The organism is Castellaniella sp. S9, from assembly GCF_027257175.1.
In the GTDB taxonomy this organism is placed as follows: Bacteria; Pseudomonadota; Gammaproteobacteria; order Burkholderiales; family Burkholderiaceae_B; genus Castellaniella.
This window is the reverse complement of sequence record NZ_JAPFGD010000010.1, coordinates 62,343-79,850: the sequence shown is the minus strand read 5'-3', so window position 1 is coordinate 79,850 and position 17,508 is coordinate 62,343. Positions and strand designations below refer to the sequence as shown.

Below are 17,508 nucleotides of genomic sequence, written 5' to 3'. Positions count from 1 at the left end.
AACCTCAGTGAAAACGATGGGGGGCGACGCTAAACGATGGAGGGCGGCCCTACCGGCCCGCGGCTGCGCGGATCAGGCGGCGCTTGATGAAGGGAAGGCGGTCGACCAGTCGCATGCCTTCGTTGCGCGCCCACGCAACCGGCGTGCATTCGGCGCCGAACAGGCGATGCAGGCCGTCGGTCACCAGCCCCATTGCCAGGACCGGCTCGGCGCGCACGCGCCGGTAGCGGGCCAGCACCCGCGGCTCGCCCACCGCGCGGAAAGGCTCGCGCGCGCGCAGGATCTCGATCAGCGCCTCGACGTCGCCCAGGCCCAGGTTCAGCCCCTGGCCCGCCAGGGGGTGTACACGATGGGCGGCATCGCCTACCAGGGCGACCGCCGACCCGACCATACCCGTGCGTTCGAGGCTGAGCGGAAATCCGTGGGGCTGGCTGCGCATGCGCAAGCGGCCCAGGCGCGCGCCGGTGATGGCCAGCAGCCGGCCGGCGAGAAAGGCCTGCCGGGCCTCGGCGTCCAGCGCAAGGAACTCGCGCGCGCGGCCCTCGGGCAGCGACCAGACCATGGACACCTGCGGGCCGTCGGCCGTATCGGGCATGGGCAGCAGGGCCAGCACGCTGTCGCCGGTGAACCATTGCAGGGCCTTGCCCTGATGGGGGATCTCGGCATCGAGGTGGGCGACCACGCCCATGTCGCCGTACGGCGTGTAGCGATGATGGATGCCGGCGGCCTCGCGCACGCGCGAACGCGCGCCGTCGGCACCCACCAGCAGCCCGGCCTGCATCACCTTGCCGCCGCTCGTGCGGATGCGCACCCCAGCCTGCAGGGCCTCCAAGCCTTCGAACCCATCCTCGAACCAGGGCACGCCGATGACGTGGACGAGCTGCTGCAAGGCGCGCTCGATCTCGCCGGACTCGACGATCCACGCCAGGGTGTCGCGGGCGTCCTGCCAGGCGGACAGATCCAGCGCGCCGCCGCCGTCGCCATAGACCTCCATGGCCTCGACCGGCGTGATCCGCGCGGCATCCATCAGGCGCCAGGCGCCCAGGCGCTGCAGCAGCGCCTGGCTGGCGGGCGACAAGGCATAGACCCGGGGATGGTAGGTATCGGGATCCTGGCGCGGCGGCTCATGGCGCGGGCCCAGCAGGCTGGCCGAATGGCCTTCGCGCGCAAGACCCAGGGCGCAGGCGAGCCCCGCGATCCCGGTTCCGCAGACGATGATGGATTCCTTTTTCATGATCAGGCTATATTAACGCGCCGCGCCGTCGGCGGGCACGGGCCGCGCGCCGTCCCCGCCGACGGATTCAGCGCGCAGTCGGCGCGCCCGCCGCCGCGGGCCACAGGACCCACATCTGGCCGGCCTGCTTCATGCGACCGGCTTGCTGCCCCGCCTCGTCGCCGAATCCCCAGTAAAAGTCCGCGCGCGCCGCACCGCGGATCGCAGCGCCCGTATCCTGGGCAAACACCAGCCGGCGCAAGGGTCCCGCGCCCCCAGGCAACTGAGTGGCGAGGTAGGCCGGCGATCCCAAGGGCACGAAGCCGGCATCGACCGCGATCGCCCGCTGCGCCATCAGGGGGATGCCATAGGCCCCCTTGGGTCCGAGTTCCGGATCGACGACCGGCTCTTCCTTGAAGAACACCATCGCCGGGTTGACGTTGAGCATCTGCTGGACGCGATCCGGATGCGTGCGCGCCCAGCGCTTGATGTTCTGCATGGAGGCCTGGGCCAGCGGCATTTCGCCCTGGCGCGCGAGCCATTGCCCGATCGAGGCATAGGGCCTGCCGTTGTGGTCGGCATAGGCCAGCCGAATCACCGTGCCGTCGGGCAGGAGCGCGCGCCCGGAGCCCTGGATTTGCAGGAAAAAGGCCTCGACCGGGTCATCAGCCCAGACGATCGCCGGCGGCTGGCGCGACGGATCGGCGGCGATTTGCGCACGGGTGTCGTAAGGCACCACGCGACGCCCGACGAGCTTGCCGCGGATGCGCTTGCCGGCGAGCTCGGGATAGACCGACCCCAGGTCGATGGTGAGCAGATCCGCGGGCGGCGCATACAGGGGCCATTGATAGGCGTCCCCCTGCCGGCGCGAGGCCCGGATGAGGGGTTCGTAATAGCCGGTGACGGTGCCGCTGGCCGGCCGCCCGGCCCCATCCAGCACCCGCCAGGGCCGCAGATGCGCCTGCAGAAACGCGCGCACGGATTCGCCCCCCGACTCGGGCGCAAGCCCCGTGCGGGACGCGGCCTCGCAGACGGGCTGCCAGACGCGGGGCGCCGCGCGGGCGGGCTGGGACAAGGTGCCCGCCACCGGCCGCATCAGGCCCTTGCAGTTGTTGAGAAAGGCCTTCCAGACATGCCGCAGGTCGTCCTCGCGCCAGCCCGGCAGACCAGACCAATCGGCCGCCGCGAACCGGCCCTGCAAGGCGCGGGCGGGCGTCTCGGGCAGCGCCGACAGCGGCGGCACCACCAGGGGCCGCAGGGCGATGTCCTCGGCAGGGGCGCCGGGCGCGGGCGCGCCGGGTTCTTCGAGGGGGACCGAGGAACACGCGGCCAGCAGGGCCAGGATGCCAAGGGCGGGCAGGATTTTCTTCATCGGCAGACGGGTGCTCTAAAATGGCCGCACGACACGGCACAAGCCACAATCATGACATATCCGGACGCCATTTAACCATGACCGAACTGCCTCCCGCCCGTCTCTCGCCCAGCCTGCTCTCGGCGGACTTCGCCCGCCTGGGCGAAGAGGTCCGCGCCGTCGTCGCCGCGGGCGCCGACTGGATCCACCTGGACGTGATGGACAACCATTACGTCCCCAACCTGACGGTGGGCCCCATGGTCTGTGCCGCCCTGCGCCCCCACACGACCGCGCCCATCGACGTCCACCTGATGGTCGAACCCGTCGACGAACTCGTCCCCGCCTTCGCCAAGGCGGGGGCCGACATCATCAGCTTCCACCCCGAGGCCTCGCGCCACGTCGACCGCACGTTGTCCCTGATCCGCGACCAGGGCTGCCGGGCCGGCCTCGTCTTCAACCCGGCCACGCCGCTGGCCTGGATGGATCACGTGATGGAAAAGCTCGACCTGGTGCTGTTGATGTCGGTCAACCCGGGATACGGGGGCCAGGCCTTCATCCCCCGCACGCTGGCCAAGCTCTCCGAGGCGCGGCAGCGCATCGACCGCTGGCGCGAAGACGGCGGCCAGGCGATCGCGCTCGAGGTGGACGGCGGTGTCAAGGTCGACAACATCGCCGCGATCCGCGCAGCCGGCGCGGATGCCTTCGTAGCGGGCTCGGCGATCTTCGGCCAGCCCGACTACGCCCGGGTGATCAGCGACCTGCGGGCCGGCATCGCCCAGGGCGATGCACTGCGGCACGGCTGACACCATGCCGCCCAGGCGTCATCCCGCCATGCCGTGCCAGTACTGCCTCGCGCTGCAACAAATGCTACGATGACGTTTGCAGATCAAACCTCCATGCCGTGGCTGGCTCAGCCCGCGGCCGGAACACTTCGTCTCCAACCCTCGCCATGCAATTCACCGCAATCCTGTTCGATCTCGACGGCACCATCCTGGACACCATCCCCGACCTGGCCGACTCTGCCAATGCAATGCGCCAGGACATGGGCCTGCCCCCCATCGCCGAGGACATTCTCGCCACCTACGTGGGCCAGGGCTTCGAGCATCTGGTGATTCGCGCGCTGTCCCACGAAGGCCAGCCCGCCGACGTCCAGACCGTCATGCGGGGCATGGCGCGCTACCGCGATCACTACCGCGCCTTCAATGGCCGGCGCGCGCGGCTTTTCCCCGAGGCCCTGGAAGGCCTGCAGGCCTTTCGCGACAGTGGCGCCAAACTCGCCGTCGTCACCAACAAGCTCACCGAGTTCACTGGCCCTCTCCTGGAACAATACGGCATCGCGCATTTCTTCGATGCCGTCGTCTGCGGCGACACCTGCGAACGGCGCAAGCCCGACCCCATGCCCGTCCAGCACGCCTGCCGGCTCCTCGACGTCAAACCCGGCGAGGCCCTGTTCATCGGCGACTCGATCAACGACGCCGAGGCCGCCAACGCCGCCGGCGTCCGCGTGCTGGCCCTGCCCTACGGCTACAACGAGGGCCGCCCCGTGCAGACTTTACCGGTGGATGCTATAGTGGATTCCCTCGTGTCGGCCGCCCAATGGGCCGCCGATGCCACGCCCCTGACCGAAAACGCATGAACACGATCCGCTATTACCCGATCACCACCGGCGCCGCATGGCGCTGGTGGCGTCCGTATTCCGGGTAATGCGATCACCCGGCGCACGCTTGCAACATTGCGCCGCCCATCCCAGACAGCCCGGATCCGAACGACGGCCGGGCTTTTTTGATTCCTGTCCCGGCCTGTATGCAAACCCTACAGAGAGTCCCATGACAGAAATCGAATTCAATGCGCTGGCCGCCCAGGGCTACAACCGGATCCCCCTGATCGCCGAGACCTACGCGGACCTGGACACGCCGTTGGCCATCTATCTGAAGCTGGCGCACGCGGGCCCCGAGGGCGGGCGCAACAGCTGCCTGCTGGAATCCGTGGTGGGCGGCGAGCGCTTCGGCCGTTATTCCTTCATCGGCCTGCCCGCCAAGACCATCCTGCGCGCGACCGGCAACATCACGGAGGTCGTCACCCAAGGCCAGGTCGTCGAGACCCACGAGGGCGACCCGCTGGCCTTCATCGAATCCTACCAGGCGCGCTTTCGCGTCGCCCTGCGGCCCGGCATGCCCCGCTTCGCGGGGGGGCTGGCGGGCTATTTCGGCTACGAGGCCGTGCGCCACATCGAGCCGCGCCTGGGACCCAGCGTCAAGCCGGGGCCGGCCGGCCAGGACGACCGCACGCCGGACATCATGCTGATGCAGGTCGACGAGCTCGTCATCGTCGACAACCTGGCCGGCCGCACCTACCTGATCGTATACGCCGATCCGCAACAGGCCGAGGCCTTCGCGCTGGCCAAGCGCCGCCTCAAGACCCTGCGCGAAAAGCTGCGCACCCCCGTGGTCATTCCCTATGCCTACGCCAGCATGCAGACCACGGCCCAGCGCGACTTCAAGAAGGACGACTACCTGGCCGCTGTGCGCAAGGCCAAGGACTACATCGCCGCGGGCGACCTCATGCAGGTCCAGGTCGGCCAGGTCATCGCCAAGCCCTTCCGCGACGCGCCGCTGTCGCTGTACCGTGCGCTGCGCTCGCTGAATCCCTCGCCCTACATGTACTACTGGAACTTCGACAAGTTCCACGTCGTGGGCGCCTCGCCCGAGATCCTGGTGCGCCAGGAAAAGGACGTCGACCAAGGCCGCGAGCGCGAACTGGTCACCATCCGCCCCCTGGCGGGCACCCGCAAGCGCGGCGCCACCACCGAAGAAGACCAGCACCTCGAACAGGAGCTGCTGGCCGACCCGAAAGAGCGCGCCGAGCATGTCATGCTGATCGACCTGGCCCGCAACGACATCGGACGGGTCTCCAAGGTCGGCAGCGTCGAAGTCACCGACACCATGACGATCGAGCGCTATTCACACGTCATGCACCTGGTCTCGAACGTGCGCGGCGAGCTCAACGAAGGCATGAGCAACATGGACGTGCTGCGCGCCACCTTCCCCGCGGGCACCCTCACCGGGGCGCCCAAGGTCCGCGCCATGGAACTGATCGACGAACTCGAACCCGTGCGCCGGGGCATCTATGGCGGCGCGGCGGGCTATCTGAGCTATGGCGGCGAGATGGACCTGGCGATCGCCATCCGGACCGGCGTGATCCAGGACGGCATGCTGTACGTCCAGGCCGCCGCCGGCATCGTCGCGGATTCCGATCCCGAGAAAGAATGGCAGGAGACCGAGGCCAAGGCGCGCGCCATGCTGCGCGCCGCCGAACAGGTGCAATTCGGCCTGGACGAGCCAATCTGAAGACAGCCCCCACGCTGCGCCTGCGGCTTGCTGCCCCCCACGGGGGCGCTCAGGCGCGCGCCAGCAATTCGGGGGTGATGTCGGCGATCGTGCGCGCGCCGGTCAGCGTCATGGCGACGCGCATTTCCTTTTCGACCAGGTCCAGCAGGTTGGCGACGCCCGCCTCGCCGTTCGTCGCCAGCGCATAGAGCCAGGCCCGGCCCAGCAACACGGCATCGGCCCCCAGCGCCAGCATGCGCACCACGTCCAGTCCGGTGCGCACGCCCGAATCGGCCAGGATGCTCAGTTGCCCCTTGACCGCATCGGCGATCGCGGGCAATGCGCGGGCCGTGGACAGCACGCCGTCCAGCTGCCGGCCGCCGTGATTGGACACCACGATGCCATCGGCGCCGAAGCGCACGGCATCGCGCGCATCGTCCGGGTCCAGGATGCCCTTGATGACCATCGGCCCCTTCCAGAACTCCCGGATCCACTCCAGATCCTTCCAGGAAATCGAGGGATCGAAGTTCGCGCCCAGCCAGCCGATGTAATCCTCGAGCCCGGTGGGCTTGCCCAGATACTTGGACACATTGCCCAGGTCGTGCGGACGGCCCCGCAGGCCCACGTCCCAGGCCCAGCGCGGGTGCATGACGGCCTGGACATAGCGGCGCAAGGCCGCGCGCGGGCCGCTCATCCCCGCATGGGCATCGCGATAGCGGGCCCCCGGCACCGGCATGTCGACGGTGAACACCAGCGTCGAAACGCCCGCGGCCTGCGCGCGCTCGAGCACGCTGCGCATGAAGCCGCGATCCTTCAGCACATAGAGCTGGAACCACATCGGCCGCCCGATGGCGGCGGCGACTTCCTCGATCGGGCACACCGACACGGTGGACAGGGTGTAGGGGATGCCCTTGCGATCCGCGGCCCGCGCCGCCTGCACCTCGCCGCGGCGGGCATACATCCCTGTCAGGCCCACGGGCGCCAGGGCCACCGGCATGGACAGGGTTTCATCGAACAGGCGTGTGGACAGATCCAGCTGCGACATGTCGTTCAGCACGCGCTGGCGCAAGGCCACGCCGGCCAGGTCGCTGACATTGTGCTGCAAGGTGTATTCGGCATACGCCCCGCCATCCGCATAATGGAACAGGAAAGGCGGCACACGGCGCTGGGCGGCGCGGCGGTAGTCGGTGGACGCGGAAATGATCATGGTCGCTCCGGGAAGGGTGGCAGGCGGGAAGAGCGCGCACGGCGCGCCTCGTCCTCGTCGAGGGTGCGCACGCTGTGGTGCACGTATTCGAGGTGCTGCCAGACCGTCGCCCGGGCGGCCTCGGCATCCCCTCGCAAGATCGCGTCCATCAAGTCGCGGTGCTGCGCCGTGAGTTGCCGGCTGGTATGCCGCAGGGTATACAGGCGCTGGCGGCTTTCCGTCACCGTCGCGCGCAGCAACTCGAACATGCTGCGCATCATCTGCAACAGCACCGCATTGTGCGAGGCCTCGGCAATCGCCAGGTGGAACTGGGCATCGGCCTGCGCGGACAAGTCCGGATCCCCGCTGCCCTGGAACCGCAGCATGTCCTGGAAACGGGCCTCGATCCGGGCCTTGTCCTCGGCCGTGGCGCGCAAGGCCGCGTGCCACGCCGTCCCACCCTCGAGGGCGTGGCGCGCCTCGAGGACGTCATACCGGTACTCGGGATCGACCGACACCAGCTCATCGAGCGCACCCGCCAGGGGATGATGAGCACCGGTCCCCGCGGCCGGCGGCAGCGCCTGCACATAGGTTCCGCCGCCATGGCGGCTGCGCAACACGCCCTGGCTGGCCAACTGCTGGATGGCCTCGCGCACCGACGGGCGCGAGGCGCCCAGATCCTGCGCCAAGCGGCGCTCCGCCGGCAGGCGGTCGCCCGGCGCCAGGCCCTGTTCGTCGATCAGGGCCAGCAACTGTTCGGCAAGACGGTCCGAGAGGCGCATGGCGGCTCGAACCCTCAAGCTTGAACCCTCGGCAAGCCGCTCATTCATTTTGAAAAAGGCCTGACCATTTGACTCTTTCATTAAAAATTCTGCCGATTATAGAAGGCTGATATTTATACGGTCAATCCTTTATCATAGGGAGCCGGGTAGCCTGCGAGTCGAAAATTGGTAATACCACAAATGATGGCTTGCCCTACGTTCCGCATCCCGCCATATCGACAGATGTGTCTTCCCACGGTAAAATCGCGGCATGAACTCCCACGCGACCATGCATGCATCGACTTGGTGGCGCCTCCCCTAGGAGGCGGCATCTCCGTGCGTGATTCATCGCAACCTTGCCGCCGTTCTGGCAGGCAAAGGTCTCTACGAATCTGTCTCCCGGTGCGGCGGCTCCTGAACCAAGGAAGACCATGACCGTATCGCCCTTCCCCCGCATCATCCAGCTTCCGCGACCGGCGTCGGCGCGCGTGCCCGTTTGCCGACACTGACCAGGACGACCCGACCATGAAGCTGCTGATGCTCGACAACTACGATTCCTTTACCTACAACCTGGTGCAGTACTTCGGCGAACTGGGCGCGCAGGTCGACACCGTGCGCAACGACCAGGTCACGCTCGACGAGATCGAGGCCATGGACCCCGACCGGATCTGCGTCTCGCCAGGCCCCTGCACGCCCAGCGAGGCGGGCATCTCGGTCGACCTCATTCGCCATTTCGCGGGCCGCAAGCCCATCCTGGGCGTCTGCCTGGGCCACCAGGCCATCGGCGCCGCCTATGGCGGCACCATCGTGCGTGCGCGTGAAATCATGCATGGCAAGGTCTCGCCCGTGACCCACACGGGAACGGACGTCTTTGCCGGCCTGCCCTCGCCCTACACGGTCACCCGCTATCATTCGCTGGCGATCGAACGCGCGACGCTGCCCGACTGCCTGGCGGTCACCGCCGAGACCGCGGATGGCGAGATCATGGGCGTGGCCCACAAGACCCTGCCCGTATACGGCGTGCAGTTCCATCCCGAATCCATCCTCAGCGAGCATGGCCACGCCCTGCTGCGGAACTTCCTGGAACTCTGACCCCTTCCTCCAAGACCAAGAACAAGGACATCCCCATGCCCATCATCACTCCCACAGAAGCCCTGGTCCGCTGCATCGAGCACCGGGAAATCTTTCACGACGAAATGCTGGAGCTCATGCGCATGCTCATGCGCGGCGAACTCAGCCCGCAGATCGCCAGCGCGCTGATCATGGGCTTGCGCGTCAAGAAGGAAACCGTGGGCGAGATCACGGCGGCGGCCCAGGTCATGCGCGAATTCGCCCTGACCGTGCAGGTGCCCGACCCCGACGACCTGCTGGACATGTGCGGCACCGGGGGGGACGGCTCGCGCACCTTCAATATCTCCACGGCCGCCATGTTCGTGGCCGCGGCCGGCGGCGCCCGGATCGCCAAGCACGGCGGGCGCAGTGCGTCCTCCTCCTCAGGCAGCGCCGACGTCCTCGAGGCCCTGGGCATTCGCATCACCGCGACCCCTGAACAAGTCGCCGAATCCATCGAGGCGACCGGCATCGGCTTCATGTTCGCACCGGCCCATCATGGCGCAATGAAGAACGTCGCCGCGGTGCGCAAGGAACTCGGCGTGCGCACGATCTTCAACATCCTCGGCCCGCTGACCAATCCCGCCGGCGCGGGCAATCAGCTCATGGGCGTCTTTCACGCCGACCTGGTCGGCATCCAGGTCCGGGTGCTGCAGCGGCTGGGCTCGCGCCACGTGCTGATCGTCCACGGCAAGGACGGCATGGACGAAGCCTCCCTGGGGGCCTCCACCCTGGTGGGCGAACTCAAGGACGGCAAGGTCAGCGAGTACGAAATCCACCCCGAGGATTTCGGCATGTCCATGGTCTCCAACCGCAACCTCAAGGTCGACGATCGCGAGGCGTCCGCAGGAATCGTGCGCGAGGTGCTGGACAACACCCCGGGGGCCGCGCGTGATATCGTGGGCCTGAACGCCGGCCTCGCCCTGTACGCTGGCAATCGCGCGCCTTCGATCCACGAGGGCATCCGGCAGGCCTTCGAACTCATCGCCAGCGGCGCCGCCCGCGACAAGCTCGAGCAATTCCGCCGCCATACCGAACGATTCGCATCATGACCGACATCCTTGCCCGCATCCTCGAGACCAAGAAGACGGAAGTCGCCACCGCGCGCCAGATGCGCAGCGAGTCCGAACTCATGCGCGAAGCCAAGAGCCGCAAAGACTTGCGCGGCTTCGCACGCGCCATCGAGGACAAGATCGCCCAGGGCAAGCCCGCGGTGATCGCCGAGATCAAAAAAGCCTCGCCCTCCAAGGGCGTCATCCGCGAGGACTTCAGGCCGGCCGACATCGCCGCCAGCTATTCCGCGCATGGGGCCGCATGCCTGTCCGTGCTCACCGATGTGCAGTACTTCCAGGGCGGCTATGACTACCTGCGCCAGGCGCGGGCGGCCTGCACGCTGCCCGTGCTGCGCAAGGACTTTCTGATCGATCCCTATCAGGTCATCCATGCGCGCGCCCTCGGCGCCGATTGTGTCCTGCTGATCGTCGCCGCCCTGGAACCCGACCAGTTGCGCGAACTCGAGGCCGTGGCCCTGGAGCTGGGCATGGACGTCCTGGTCGAGGTCCACGACCGCGCGGAACTCGATCTGGCCCTTGCGCTGCACACCCCGCTGCTGGGCATCAACAACCGCAACCTGCGCAGCTTCGACACCTCCCTGGACACGACCCTGGCCATGCTGGCCGACATCCCCGAGGGCAAGCGCGTCATCACCGAAAGCGGCATCCTCTCGCCGGCCGACGTCGCCCTCATGCGCGAACACGGCGTCGAGGCTTTCCTGGTGGGTGAGGCCTTCATGCGCGCCGAGGATCCGGGCGCGGCACTGTTCGAATTGTTCTTCGCCCAATGAGCCGCCCCGCCCAGCCCGATTCCGGGGCTTGCGGGGCTGCCGGCACGGCGGATGCCGTCAGGACCGATGCGGCCTGCCCCCTGTGCGCGGCGGATCTGCCCGGCACCCTCTGGCGCAACGACACCCTGCGCGTCTTGCGGGTGGACGACACGCCGATCCCCGGCTTTACCCGCGTCGTCTGGAGCGCCCACACCGCCGAGATGTCCGATCTGGACGCCGCCGCCCGCGCGCAGCTGATGCGCGCCGTCTGGCTGGTCGAGGACGCGCTGCGCGGCTGCCTGCATCCCGACAAGATCAATCTCGCCAGCCTGGGCAACCAGGTCCCGCACCTGCACTGGCACATCGTCCCGCGCTGGCGCGAGGATCCCTTCTTTCCAGCGTCGCCATGGTCCGCACCCACGTCCGACCCAGCCCGGCTGGCGGCCTGGGAGGCCCGACGCGCCCGCCTGCAGGGCCGGCTGGCGTCGTTTCACCAGGCGCTGACGGGGGCGCTGGAGGCGGGGATGTCTCGGTAGCTGGCGCCGTGCGCGGGGCGCACGTCGTGGGTCAGCCAGGGGGCTGGGCCGTCGTGGTCAAACGCCTCGGACACTGCGATGATGTGCTGCGAGCAGGCGCAGCTGCTCGGCGCCCGAGATCCTGCCCGCCCGCGCCAATGCGACGAGACGATTGTCGGTCGCGTCGCTGCGGATCTCATCACCGGCCAGGCGTGTGACCGCCTCGGCCCACCGGTCGACGTACAACGGTCGGAAAACGACTCCCGCGCGTCGCGCGAGCGCGCGCTGCACAAAAACCGATGTGACCGACGTGCGTCGACGCCGCGCAGCACGCCTCGAGGACCGTATCGCGTAGAGTGCCAGCGCGGCCGCGGCGCCGCCGAAGTGTGCGCGTTTGTCCATCCTTTGATTATACATTTTCCGACAAACACCTTCAATATCAATGCATTACGCGTCGTGTGGGGTATGCGGCCCTGCTGCCCGGATCCGTCAGGAGCGCGCCATGCAGTTCAAGCTGTTTCAACCATCTCCCTTTCTCAACGTCGAAAACGAACCGTCAGCAGGCACTTTGCTGGCACGCCAAGCCGACGGCCAGCTGGTTGAGGCACCCTTTCAGGCACAAAACGAGGGTTCCCCAGGTAAGAACGCACTCCTGGGCGCACATAAAAAACGAAGGCCCCAGTGAAGGGGCCCCGTAGTCTGGAATCCGTTACCTCCGCTTTTGGCGGAACCGAAGCTCGACGGCAAGCACTATTGTCACTTGGACTCACCAGCTATTGCGCTTGCCTCTATTCTACTTGGCAATTCCAAGAAACACGGCCAAACACCGCTCAACCTCCACCATGACATCGGCATCGATGCGTCCAATGGGCGGACCTAATTTCTCCCGCTTGACTGTCACCGCTTTGTCGATCATGACCTGAGAGCGCTTCTGCAGTCCGTTCTCCGTGGTCGGCTCGATGGTGATGCGCAGCAATGGAGCTGCGACCAGCGTGCTGGATACGGGCAGGACCGTGACACTGGTGTGTTCACTGAATTGAGCAGCTTGAATGACCAGCGCTGGTCTCGGCTTGCCGAAGTCCCCCTGCACGGCAATTGCCACGAAATCACCGCGTGCATGCCTGCCCACCATCATTCAGTCCAACCGTCAACGTCGGACAGGGCATCATCCATGAATTCCTGTAGATCGACGTCCGCCTGGTCTGCTTGAGCGGCCAGAAGGCACTGGCGGCGACATTCTTCATCAAAGCCAGGGCGCCGGGTATCGGGCACCCAGATCTGCACCGGCCGCAGTCCGGCCATGCGCAGCGCGGCGCGATGCTTTTGAACGCGAGTGTTCACGTGTGTGGCGGCCATAGTAGCTCCCGATTTCGTTACATGCAACATTGTATATGGTCGCCACGTTACATGCAACTTTTATGGGAGGGTGGTCTACTGGCTGTGAGGTTTCCCAAGATTGTCTCGCCGTCATGCCCACATTCCCAGATCGCTGTGTCGATCTGGTCCTCACCGATCCTCCGTACCTGGTCAACTACACCGACCGGTCGGGCCGCAGCATCGCAAACGACAGCCGGGGCGAATGGCTGGCGCCGGCGCAGCGTATGCGACATCGCTAAACGAGGAGTGAAGGGCCGAACGAAGGGTGAGGGGCTGAACGCATTGGGGGAATTGCCCACCGCCCGGCAGGACTACGCCGTCACCCCCGACGACACGCCGGCAAACTGTCTATGAAAACGCCCCGGGATTGGCTGGGTCCAATCCGCGGGGCGTTTTTCCTGGCCCGACGAAACGGCGGGCACGATCGGATCAACCGTATCAGTGCGAGCTGCGCTTGTGGCTGAGCTTGCGTGCCGCGGCGGCCTGGGCCGCCAGCATGGCGAGTTCGGCCTCGACGACTGCGATGTCGGCCTTGTCCTTGGTGTTGCGCAGGGCTTCCTCGGCGCGCTGGCGCGCCTCGACCGCCTTGGCCTCGTCCAGGTCGGCCGCGCGGATGGCGGTGTCGGACAGGACGGTCACCGAACCCGGCTGGACCTCGAGGATGCCGCCGGCGACAAAGATGTTTTCCTCGCCGCCGCCGGCCAGCTTGACCTTCAGCGTGCCGGGGCGGATGCGCGAGATCAGGGGAGTATGGCCCGGCAGGATGCCCAGGTCGCCCGATTCTCCCGGCAGGGCGACGAAAGTCGCCTCGCCGGAGAAGATCGATTCCTCCGCACTGACCACATCAACGTGGAGAGTAGCCATTTGCAATCCTTATTGGAGGGTCTTGGCTTTCTCGAATGCCTCGTCGATCGAGCCAACCATGTAGAACGCCTGCTCGGGCAGCGCGTCGCACTCGCCCTCGACGATCATCTTGAAGCCGCGCAGCGTCTCGGACAGCGGCACGTACTTGCCAGGCGAGCCGGTGAACACCTCGGCCACGTGGAAGGGCTGGGACAGGAAGCGCTGGATCTTGCGGGCGCGAGCCACGGCCTGCTTGTCCTCGGGCGACAGTTCGTCCATGCCCAGAATCGCGATGATGTCGCGCAGTTCCTTGTAGCGTTGCAGCGTCTGCTGGACGCCGCGCGCGACGTTGTAGTGCTCCTCGCCGACGACCTGGGGATCCAGCTGGCGACTGGTCGAATCCAGGGGGTCGACGGCCGGGTAGATCCCCAGCGCGGCGATGTCGCGCGACAGCACCACGGTCGAGTCCAAGTGCAGGAAGGTCGTGGCGGGCGACGGGTCGGTCAAGTCGTCCGCCGGCACGTACACGGCCTGGATCGAGGTGATGGAACCGGTCTTGGTCGAGGTGATGCGCTCCTGGAGCTTGCCCATTTCCTCGGCCAGCGTCGGCTGGTAGCCCACGGCGGAGGGCATGCGGCCCAGCAGCGCGGACACCTCGGTGCCGGCCAGGGTATAGCGGTAGATGTTGTCGACGAAGAACAGCACGTCGCGGCCCTCGTCGCGGAATTTTTCCGCCATGGTCAGGCCGGACAGGGCCACGCGCAGGCGGTTGCCGGGGGGCTCGTTCATCTGGCCGAAGACCATCGAGACTTTGGATTCGGGCAGGTCGTCGAGCTTGATGACGCCGGCATCCGACATTTCATGATAGAAGTCGTTGCCCTCGCGGGTGCGCTCGCCCACGCCGGCGAACACGGACAGGCCGCTGTGCGCCTTGGCGATGTTGTTGATCAGTTCCAGCATGTTGACGGTCTTGCCCACACCGGCGCCGCCGAACAGGCCGACCTTGCCGCCCTTGGCAAACGGGCACACCAGGTCGATCACCTTGATGCCGGTTTCCAGCAGCTCGACGGACGGCGAGAGTTCGTCGAATTTCGGGGCGTCCTGGTGGATGGCGCGCTTTTCGTCCGAGGCGATCGGACCGCGCTCGTCGATGGGGCGGCCCAGCACGTCCATGATGCGGCCCAGGGTGCCGGCGCCCACGGGCACCGAGATCGGCGCGCCGGTGGAGGAGACCGCCATGCCGCGGCGCAGGCCGTCGCTGGAGCCCATGGCGATGGTGCGCACGACACCGTCGCCAAGCTGCTGCTGGACCTCGAACGTCAGGCCTTTTTCCGCATAGTCGGAAGACTCGTCGGTCAGGGTGAGTGCGTCGTACACCTTGGGAATGTTGTCGCGGGGGAACTGAATATCCACCACTGCGCCGATGCACTGAACGATGGTACCGTTGCTCATGTCTAGTCCTTGCTAAATATCCTTGGGTTGCCCGGGTGTCCGAAGATCAGACAGCGGCGGCGCCGCCCACGATTTCCGAAATTTCCTTGGTGATGGCCGCCTGGCGGGTCTTGTTGTAGACCAGCTGGAGGTCGCCGATGACTTTCTTGGCGTTGTCCGAGGCCGCCTTCATGGCCACCATCCGCGCGGATTGCTCCGAGGCCATGTTCTCGGCCACCGCCTGGTAGATCAGGCCCTCGACGTAGCGCATCAGCAGATCGTCGATGACGGTCTTGGAATCGGGCTCGTAGAGATAATCCCAGCCGTACTTGGTCTCGAGGCGCTCCTCGCCCTCGGAGTCGGACTGGAAGGGATCCTCGAGGCCGGTCGGCAAGGGCAGCAGGCGGATGAAGCTGGGTTCCTGCCGCATCGTGTTGACGAACCGGGTGTTCGCCAGGTACACCGCATCGATCTTTCCGGCGATGAAATCGTCGATCTGGACCTTGATGGCGCCGATCAGACGTTCGAGGTTGGGCGCATCGCCCAGCTGCACCTCGGAGGACACCACGTTGGCCCTGATGCGATTGAGCAGGCCGGCGCCCTTGCTGCCCAGCGCCGTCGCCTGCACACGCACGCCCTGTTGCTCGAATTCCTTGATCCGCGCCAGCACCAGCCGCGAGATGTTGGTATTCAGGCCACCGCACAAGCCCTTGTCGGTGGTCACCAGCACGATGCCCACGGCATTGAGCTTGGCGCGTTCGACCATGTAAGGGTGGGTGTAATCAGGGTTCGCCTGCATCAGGTGGGACGCGATCGCCCGCACCTTGCGCGCATAGGGGCGCCCGGCCCGCATCCGTTCCTGCGCCTTGCGCATCTTGGATGCGGCGACCATCTCCATCGCCTTGGTGATCTTGCTCGTGTTTTGCACGCTCTTGATCTTGGTTCGAATTTCCTTGATTCCGGCCATTACACTTTCCTGTCTGGGCAGACCGGGGCGGGCGCGAGCCCGGGCCCCTCGGACCGCTGCTTAAAACGTGCCGTGCTTCTTGAATTCCTGAATCGCGGCGCCCAGCGCTTCGTCGTCTTCCTTGGAGAGTTCCTTGACGTCTTCGATGCGCTGGATCAGGGCTTCGTGCTTGGACTTGAGGTAATCCTTCAGGGCCTTCTCGAAGGACAGCACCTGGCCGACCTCGAGGTCGTCGAGGTGGCCGTTGTTGACCGAATACAGCGCGACGGCCAGTTCCCAGACCTGCTGCGGCTGGTACTGAGGCTGCTTGAGCAGTTCCACCACGCGCTTGCCGCGCTCGAGCTGGCGGCGGGTGGCGTCGTCCAGGTCGGAGGCGAATTGCGCGAAGGCCGCCAGTTCACGGTACTGGGCCAGGTCGGTCCGGATGCCGCCGGAAAGCTTCTTGATCACCTTGGTCTGGGCCGAGCCGCCCACCCGCGACACCGAGATCCCGGCGTTGATGGCGGGACGGATGCCGGCGTTGAACAGGTCGCTTTCCAGGAAGATCTGGCCGTCGGTGATGGAAATCACGTTGGTCGGCACGAAGGCGGACACGTCGCCCGCCTGCGTCTCGATGATGGGCAGGGCGGTCAGGGAGCCGGTCTGGCCCTTGACGGCGCCGTTGGTGAACTTTTCCACGTATTCCGCGTTGACGCGGGCGGCACGCTCGAGCAGGCGCGAGTGCAGGTAGAACACGTCGCCGGGGTAGGCTTCGCGGCCGGGCGGGCGGCGCAACAGCAGGGACACCTGGCGATAGGCCCAGGCCTGCTTGGTCAGGTCGTCATACACGATCAGGGCGTCCTCGCCGCGGTCGCGGAAGTATTCGCCCATGGTGCAGCCCGAATAGGCGGCCAGGTATTGCATGGCGGCGGATTCGGAGGCGGCGGCAGCCACCACGATGGTGTATTCCAGCGCGCCGTGTTCCTCGAGCTTGCGCACCACGTTGTTGATCGTGGAGGCCTTCTGCCCGATGGCGACATACACGCAGGTGACGCCCTTGCCCTTCTGGTTGATGATGGTGTCGACCGCGACGGCGGTCTTGCCGGTCTGGCGGTCGCCGATGATGAGTTCGCGCTGGCCGCGGCCGATGGGCACCATCGAGTCGATGGCCTTCTGGCCGGTCTGCAGCGGCTGCGACACGGACTGGCGCGCGATCACGCCCGGCGCGACCTTTTCGATCACGTCGGTTTCCTTGGCCTCGATCGGACCCTTGCCGTCGATCGGGTTGCCCAGCGCGTCGACCACGCGGCCGCGCAGCTCGGGGCCGACCGGCACGGCCAGAATGCGGCCGGTGGTCTTGACCGAGTCGCCCTCGGACACGCCGATGTAGTCGCCCAGAATCACGGCGCCGACGGAGTCGCGCTCGAGGTTGAGGGCCAGGCCGTAGACATTGTTGGGGAATTCGAGCATTTCGCCCTGCATCACGTCGGACAGGCCGTGGATGCGGGTGATGCCGTCGGTGACGGAAACGACCGTGCCCTGCGTGCGGACGTCGGTCGACGCGCCCAGGCCTTCGATGCGGGATTTCAGCAGTTCGCTGATCTCGGACGGGTTAAGTTGCATGGTA

20 protein-coding genes are annotated in these 17,508 nt (G+C 66.6%); 9 read left to right on the top strand and 11 right to left on the bottom strand.

The genetic code is table 11. The features are described 5' to 3' along the window. Window positions 1–49 precede the first annotated feature (49 nt). Both OOZ48_RS15900 and mltA read right to left on the bottom strand, forming a co-directional pair. Complete coding sequence (locus OOZ48_RS15900) at window positions 50–1,234, bottom strand: FAD-dependent monooxygenase (RefSeq protein WP_269499800.1); 1,185 nt, start codon at window positions 1,232–1,234, stop codon at window positions 50–52. 67 nt (window positions 1,235–1,301) lie between these two features. Further along, a complete protein-coding gene (mltA, locus tag OOZ48_RS15895; RefSeq protein WP_269499799.1) occupies window positions 1,302–2,585 on the bottom strand; it encodes a murein transglycosylase A in 1,284 nt (427 codons plus the stop codon). Between the two features lie 77 nt (window positions 2,586–2,662). Here mltA and rpe point away from each other — a divergent pair, with 77 nt between their 5' ends. The 3 genes from rpe to trpE all read left to right on the top strand — a co-directional run bounded on the left by rpe (window position 2,663) and on the right by trpE (window position 5,911). Further along, the gene (gene rpe / locus OOZ48_RS15890; RefSeq protein WP_269499798.1) at window positions 2,663–3,367 is read left to right on the top strand and encodes a ribulose-phosphate 3-epimerase; all 705 of its coding nucleotides are present in this window, start codon (window positions 2,663–2,665) and stop codon (window positions 3,365–3,367) included. Window positions 3,368–3,513: 146 nt separating this feature from the next. Further along, window positions 3,514–4,200 (top strand): phosphoglycolate phosphatase, encoded by a 687-nt coding sequence (locus OOZ48_RS15885; RefSeq protein WP_269499797.1) that lies wholly within the window; start codon window positions 3,514–3,516, stop codon window positions 4,198–4,200. A 190-nt stretch (window positions 4,201–4,390) separates the two neighbouring features. Next, window positions 4,391–5,911 (top strand): anthranilate synthase component I, encoded by a 1,521-nt coding sequence (gene trpE, locus OOZ48_RS15880; RefSeq protein ID WP_269499796.1) that lies wholly within the window; start codon window positions 4,391–4,393, stop codon window positions 5,909–5,911. A gap of 49 nt (window positions 5,912–5,960) precedes the next feature. On the opposite strand, the gene lldD is transcribed toward trpE, so the two are convergent. Together lldD and lldR are read right to left on the bottom strand one after the other, a co-directional pair. Then, a complete protein-coding gene (gene lldD, locus OOZ48_RS15875) occupies window positions 5,961–7,097 on the bottom strand; it encodes an FMN-dependent L-lactate dehydrogenase LldD (RefSeq protein ID WP_269499795.1) in 1,137 nt (378 codons plus the stop codon). Further along, the gene (lldR, locus tag OOZ48_RS15870; RefSeq protein ID WP_269499871.1) at window positions 7,094–7,858 is read right to left on the bottom strand and encodes a transcriptional regulator LldR; all 765 of its coding nucleotides are present in this window, start codon (window positions 7,856–7,858) and stop codon (window positions 7,094–7,096) included. Before lldR ends, lldD begins: the two co-directional genes overlap by 4 nt. Window positions 7,859–8,362: 504 nt before the next feature. Here lldR and OOZ48_RS15865 point away from each other — a divergent pair. The 4 genes from OOZ48_RS15865 to OOZ48_RS15850 are packed head-to-tail and all read left to right on the top strand — an operon-like array spanning window position 8,363 to window position 11,305. Continuing rightward, window positions 8,363–8,929 (top strand): anthranilate synthase component II, encoded by a 567-nt coding sequence (locus OOZ48_RS15865; protein WP_269499794.1) that lies wholly within the window; start codon window positions 8,363–8,365, stop codon window positions 8,927–8,929. Between the two features lie 35 nt (window positions 8,930–8,964). Then, window positions 8,965–9,999 (top strand): anthranilate phosphoribosyltransferase, encoded by a 1,035-nt coding sequence (trpD, locus tag OOZ48_RS15860; RefSeq protein ID WP_269499793.1) that lies wholly within the window; start codon window positions 8,965–8,967, stop codon window positions 9,997–9,999. Next, window positions 9,996–10,790, top strand: a complete 795-nt coding sequence (trpC, locus tag OOZ48_RS15855; protein ID WP_269499792.1) for an indole-3-glycerol phosphate synthase TrpC — start codon at window positions 9,996–9,998, stop codon at window positions 10,788–10,790. The genes trpD and trpC overlap by 4 nt, the downstream gene beginning before the upstream one ends. Then, window positions 10,787–11,305, top strand: coding sequence for an HIT family protein (locus OOZ48_RS15850; RefSeq protein ID WP_269499791.1), 519 nt, complete (start codon window positions 10,787–10,789; stop codon window positions 11,303–11,305). Before trpC ends, OOZ48_RS15850 begins: the two co-directional genes overlap by 4 nt. A 57-nt stretch (window positions 11,306–11,362) precedes the next feature. Here the strand turns inward: OOZ48_RS15850 and OOZ48_RS15845 are convergent, their stop codons facing one another. Beyond that, window positions 11,363–11,686 carry a hypothetical protein gene (locus OOZ48_RS15845; protein WP_269499790.1) on the bottom strand — a complete coding sequence of 108 codons (324 nt, stop codon included), beginning with the start codon at window positions 11,684–11,686 and terminating at the stop codon, window positions 11,363–11,365. Between the two features lie 100 nt (window positions 11,687–11,786). Between OOZ48_RS15845 and OOZ48_RS15840 the strand changes: the two genes are divergently transcribed. Further along, on the top strand, window positions 11,787–11,969 hold the full coding sequence (locus OOZ48_RS15840; protein ID WP_269499789.1) for a hypothetical protein: 183 nt from the start codon (window positions 11,787–11,789) through the stop codon (window positions 11,967–11,969). 108 nt (window positions 11,970–12,077) lie between these two features. Here OOZ48_RS15840 and OOZ48_RS15835 read toward each other — a convergent pair whose 3' ends face one another. Both OOZ48_RS15835 and OOZ48_RS15830 read right to left on the bottom strand, forming a co-directional pair. Next, window positions 12,078–12,419, bottom strand: a complete 342-nt coding sequence (locus OOZ48_RS15835; protein WP_269499788.1) for a type II toxin-antitoxin system PemK/MazF family toxin — start codon at window positions 12,417–12,419, stop codon at window positions 12,078–12,080. Continuing rightward, entirely contained in the window at window positions 12,416–12,640 is a 225-nt protein-coding gene (locus tag OOZ48_RS15830; protein WP_269499787.1) for an antitoxin MazE family protein, read from the bottom strand. The genes OOZ48_RS15835 and OOZ48_RS15830 overlap by 4 nt, the downstream gene beginning before the upstream one ends. A 113-nt stretch (window positions 12,641–12,753) precedes the next feature. Here OOZ48_RS15830 and OOZ48_RS15825 point away from each other — a divergent pair, with 113 nt between their 5' ends. Then, on the top strand, window positions 12,754–12,900 hold the full coding sequence (locus OOZ48_RS15825; RefSeq protein WP_442867603.1) for a hypothetical protein: 147 nt from the start codon (window positions 12,754–12,756) through the stop codon (window positions 12,898–12,900). 199 nt (window positions 12,901–13,099) lie between these two features. Here OOZ48_RS15825 and OOZ48_RS15820 read toward each other — a convergent pair whose 3' ends face one another. From OOZ48_RS15820 to atpA, 4 genes are read right to left on the bottom strand one after another with little or no spacing between them, the layout of a single operon-like run. Next, on the bottom strand, window positions 13,100–13,525 hold the full coding sequence (locus tag OOZ48_RS15820) for a F0F1 ATP synthase subunit epsilon (protein WP_269499786.1): 426 nt from the start codon (window positions 13,523–13,525) through the stop codon (window positions 13,100–13,102). 9 nt (window positions 13,526–13,534) lie between these two features. Next, window positions 13,535–14,956 (bottom strand): F0F1 ATP synthase subunit beta, encoded by a 1,422-nt coding sequence (atpD, locus tag OOZ48_RS15815; protein ID WP_269499785.1) that lies wholly within the window; start codon window positions 14,954–14,956, stop codon window positions 13,535–13,537. A gap of 46 nt (window positions 14,957–15,002) precedes the next feature. Further along, the gene (gene atpG, locus OOZ48_RS15810; protein WP_269499784.1) at window positions 15,003–15,902 is read right to left on the bottom strand and encodes a F0F1 ATP synthase subunit gamma; all 900 of its coding nucleotides are present in this window, start codon (window positions 15,900–15,902) and stop codon (window positions 15,003–15,005) included. A gap of 60 nt (window positions 15,903–15,962) precedes the next feature. Beyond that, window positions 15,963–17,504 (bottom strand): F0F1 ATP synthase subunit alpha, encoded by a 1,542-nt coding sequence (atpA, locus tag OOZ48_RS15805; RefSeq protein WP_269499783.1) that lies wholly within the window; start codon window positions 17,502–17,504, stop codon window positions 15,963–15,965. Window positions 17,505–17,508 lie beyond the last annotated feature (4 nt).

What these genes read in the sequence shown, in the direction of transcription:
- OOZ48_RS15900 (WP_269499800.1), bottom strand. Translation starts at nt 1,234, where the DNA reads ATGAAAAAGGAATCCATCATCGTCTGCGGAACCGGGATCGCGGGGCTC.
- mltA (WP_269499799.1), bottom strand. Translation starts at nt 2,585, where the DNA reads ATGAAGAAAATCCTGCCCGCCCTTGGCATCCTGGCCCTGCTGGCCGCG.
- rpe (WP_269499798.1), top strand. Translation starts at nt 2,663, where the DNA reads ATGACCGAACTGCCTCCCGCCCGTCTCTCGCCCAGCCTGCTCTCGGCG.
- OOZ48_RS15885 (WP_269499797.1), top strand. Translation starts at nt 3,514, where the DNA reads ATGCAATTCACCGCAATCCTGTTCGATCTCGACGGCACCATCCTGGAC.
- trpE (WP_269499796.1), top strand. Translation starts at nt 4,391, where the DNA reads ATGACAGAAATCGAATTCAATGCGCTGGCCGCCCAGGGCTACAACCGG.
- lldD (WP_269499795.1), bottom strand. Translation starts at nt 7,097, where the DNA reads ATGATCATTTCCGCGTCCACCGACTACCGCCGCGCCGCCCAGCGCCGT.
- lldR (WP_269499871.1), bottom strand. Translation starts at nt 7,858, where the DNA reads ATGCGCCTCTCGGACCGTCTTGCCGAACAGTTGCTGGCCCTGATCGAC.
- OOZ48_RS15865 (WP_269499794.1), top strand. Translation starts at nt 8,363, where the DNA reads ATGAAGCTGCTGATGCTCGACAACTACGATTCCTTTACCTACAACCTG.
- trpD (WP_269499793.1), top strand. Translation starts at nt 8,965, where the DNA reads ATGCCCATCATCACTCCCACAGAAGCCCTGGTCCGCTGCATCGAGCAC.
- trpC (WP_269499792.1), top strand. Translation starts at nt 9,996, where the DNA reads ATGACCGACATCCTTGCCCGCATCCTCGAGACCAAGAAGACGGAAGTC.
- OOZ48_RS15850 (WP_269499791.1), top strand. Translation starts at nt 10,787, where the DNA reads ATGAGCCGCCCCGCCCAGCCCGATTCCGGGGCTTGCGGGGCTGCCGGC.
- OOZ48_RS15845 (WP_269499790.1), bottom strand. Translation starts at nt 11,686, where the DNA reads ATGGACAAACGCGCACACTTCGGCGGCGCCGCGGCCGCGCTGGCACTC.
- OOZ48_RS15840 (WP_269499789.1), top strand. Translation starts at nt 11,787, where the DNA reads ATGCAGTTCAAGCTGTTTCAACCATCTCCCTTTCTCAACGTCGAAAAC.
- OOZ48_RS15835 (WP_269499788.1), bottom strand. Translation starts at nt 12,419, where the DNA reads ATGATGGTGGGCAGGCATGCACGCGGTGATTTCGTGGCAATTGCCGTG.
- OOZ48_RS15830 (WP_269499787.1), bottom strand. Translation starts at nt 12,640, where the DNA reads ATGGCCGCCACACACGTGAACACTCGCGTTCAAAAGCATCGCGCCGCG.
- OOZ48_RS15825 (WP_442867603.1), top strand. Translation starts at nt 12,754, where the DNA reads ATGCCCACATTCCCAGATCGCTGTGTCGATCTGGTCCTCACCGATCCT.
- OOZ48_RS15820 (WP_269499786.1), bottom strand. Translation starts at nt 13,525, where the DNA reads ATGGCTACTCTCCACGTTGATGTGGTCAGTGCGGAGGAATCGATCTTC.
- atpD (WP_269499785.1), bottom strand. Translation starts at nt 14,956, where the DNA reads ATGAGCAACGGTACCATCGTTCAGTGCATCGGCGCAGTGGTGGATATT.
- atpG (WP_269499784.1), bottom strand. Translation starts at nt 15,902, where the DNA reads ATGGCCGGAATCAAGGAAATTCGAACCAAGATCAAGAGCGTGCAAAAC.
- atpA (WP_269499783.1), bottom strand. Translation starts at nt 17,504, where the DNA reads ATGCAACTTAACCCGTCCGAGATCAGCGAACTGCTGAAATCCCGCATC.